General features: G+C 47.9%; 1 protein-coding gene and 2 pseudogenes. 2 read left to right on the plus strand and 1 reads right to left on the minus strand.

Annotated features, from left to right (window positions below; genetic code table 11):
• Positions 1–302 (plus strand): annotated as a pseudogene (locus KP705_RS15260) (IS5/IS1182 family transposase); the annotation flags it as partial.
• 90 nt (positions 303–392) lie between these two features.
• Here KP705_RS15260 and KP705_RS21450 read toward each other — a convergent pair.
• Positions 393–1147 (minus strand): annotated as a pseudogene (locus KP705_RS21450) (IS5 family transposase); the annotation flags it as partial.
• 335 nt (positions 1148–1482) lie between these two features.
• On the opposite strand from KP705_RS21450, the gene KP705_RS15275 reads away from it, so the two are divergent.
• On the plus strand, positions 1483–2520 hold a 1038-nt coding region (locus KP705_RS15275), incomplete at its 3' end, for a Hint domain-containing protein (RefSeq protein ID WP_215764760.1).

The following is a 2520-nucleotide window of genomic DNA, read 5'->3' on the forward strand; positions in this document are numbered from 1 at the left end:
CAGATACGGCCTACCGTTCAAAAGCCAATGAGGACTTCATGGAAAAGCAGGGCTTTGTCTCRAAGGTTCACAGGAAAAAACCGCATCTCAAGCCTATGCCCCGGCATATCCAGAGATCCAACGCAGGAAAGTCCGTGATCCGGTCGCGTGTCGAGCATGTCTTTGCCGATCAGAAATCGCAGACAGGACTGTTTGTCCGAACTGTAGGCATAACGCGGGCCAGTATGAGGGTCGGGATGGCCAATATCGTCTATAATATGCGCCGCTTTCTCTTCCTGCAGCGGATCAGCACCACAGTGTAGCTCTCAAGCGGATAACAGCCCCCAATCTGCTCAAAACGCAGACCGGATGCCATCGCAGCAACCGTCATCTTCTGGCTATGAGTTCTGAGCCTAGGTTACGTTGACAAAAGATCTGATCCAGAGCCTTGCGGCGGCGATATTGAGGAAACTCATGAAGGATAAGGCGGTCTTGTCGCAGCGGGTCGCTATGCGGCGCATCTGCTGGAGCCTGTTGAACATCCGCTTGATGTGGTTGCGATCCCTGTAACGGCGCCAGTCTGTTTTCTGTGGAGCGCTGCGGCCTTTGCGTGATGGAATGACTGGCAGGATCCCGTGGACCAGCAGTTCCTGGCGGAAACTGTCACTGTCATAGCCCCGGTCGGCCAGCATGGCTTTGGGGTTTGGGACAGGTAGCTTTATCAGGGCGTCTGTGGCTTTGTAATCCGAGACTTGGCCTCCGGTAAGGACAAAGCCGAGAGGGCGTCCCTGATTGTCACATCGGGCATGGATTTTGCTCGTAAAGCCGCCGCGTGACCGACCCAAAGCCTCCGAATAAGCCCCCCTTTTGCCCCGGTGGCCTGTGAATGGGCGCGGATTACGGTGCTGTCGATCATATGCTGCCAGTTATCAGTCAGCCCCAGATCTACCAGGGTCTGTAAAAGAGCATCCCAGACACCCTGTTTAGCCCAACGCCGGAACCGGACATAGACCGAGTTCCACTTGCCGTAGCGTTCATGCATGTCCCGCCAGGGGCAACCCGTTCGTAGAACATGCAGCATACCATTGAGAAACTGGCGATTGTCTCCAGATGGACGAGCCCAACGTCCACGCTCAGGCGGCAGAAGCGGACCAATCATCGCCCATTCCTGATCCGTCAGATCGCCTCGTGCCATGCCTGTTCTCTCTGCCCGTTATCCCACAGCCAGGAAGTGAATCAGATCTCAGGCAGATCGTATAGATCTTTTGTCAACGTGACCTATCTAAATAATTACATATAATAAGATATAATTTCATTTAAATTTTAACCAACCTATATTCAAGAAATTATTGTATTTTTAAGTATATGTTATTAATTATTAACTAGTTAATACTTTAAGTACCTAATTATATTATATGAAAATATTTTAAAGTAACACACAGTTGCTCTTTGCAACATATTTAGTTAAAGCGCGTCAACGATAAATTAACGAGAGGATAAAAGATGTCGCTGATATATGGATACAACCATACTGTCACGAAAAGCGGGAGTTACACTCTTGTTCCAGCTTTGCCTGTCCTTGGACTCGTATCGATTGGCGGAGCGAGCGCTAATTTTTCAGGCAAAAACGTCAATGCTTCCGTCAATTTTTCTCCCTCATTAATTTCCCTGGCAAACCCTTGGAGTGTCACCTCAAGCAACAACGCCTTTGTTACAGTAACTGGATTGACTGGTGGCGTTGTCAATGCATTGACTGGTGCGACATTCACAGCAGATGGAGGCACCATTTCCATGGATAGTGCCTCGACGATATCAGCCCTTTCTGGTTCGACGTATAATATATCTTCTGGCGGAAAGCTGATTCTGAATTCAGTACAGAACCAGGCTGCGATTTCTGCCTTAAGTGGGTCTAAAGTCGCTTTCGGAAAAGGTGGTGGTACACTTCTGATTAACCCAGGAAGTAATGTATCCGTCATTTCTTTTCAAAGTATATCAGGATTTGGAAACGCAGGATCAACCATAGAAATTCCTGGCGCAACAAAGGTTGTTTCCGTTTCAAAAAACGGAAATAGCACGAATATCGTTACAGATAATGGAAAAACAATCACGGTATCGGGAGATTTTTATGACTATGGAAAAAATAATAATTTATTCCAGTCATATCAGGATGGAAATTTATTCATTAGTTCGACCCCGTTAAATAATACAAGTCAGAACGGGGTCTTGGTTTGCTTTCTGAGGGATTCTATTATTTCTGTCCCCAATGGAAAAAAAGCCGTGCAGGATATCGTCATGGGTGACGAAGTCCTCTGTTGTAAAGACGGGGTGATATATACAGATATCGTCACGTGGGCGGGACATGCGCATTGTACGGTGCGGCCGTATCTTCCATTGGATCAGGCGGGCTATCCCGTCCGTATTCTGAAGGACGCAGTATCAGACGGCGTCCCATTCAAGGATATGCTCATCACAGCCGAGCACTGTCTGTTTTTTGATGGAAAATTCGTTCCGGCCCGTATGCTCGTAAATGGTCGTTCGATC

This window comes from Gluconobacter sp. P1D12_c (genome assembly GCF_018812105.1).
Lineage (GTDB): Bacteria > Pseudomonadota > Alphaproteobacteria > Acetobacterales > Acetobacteraceae > Gluconobacter > Gluconobacter oxydans_A.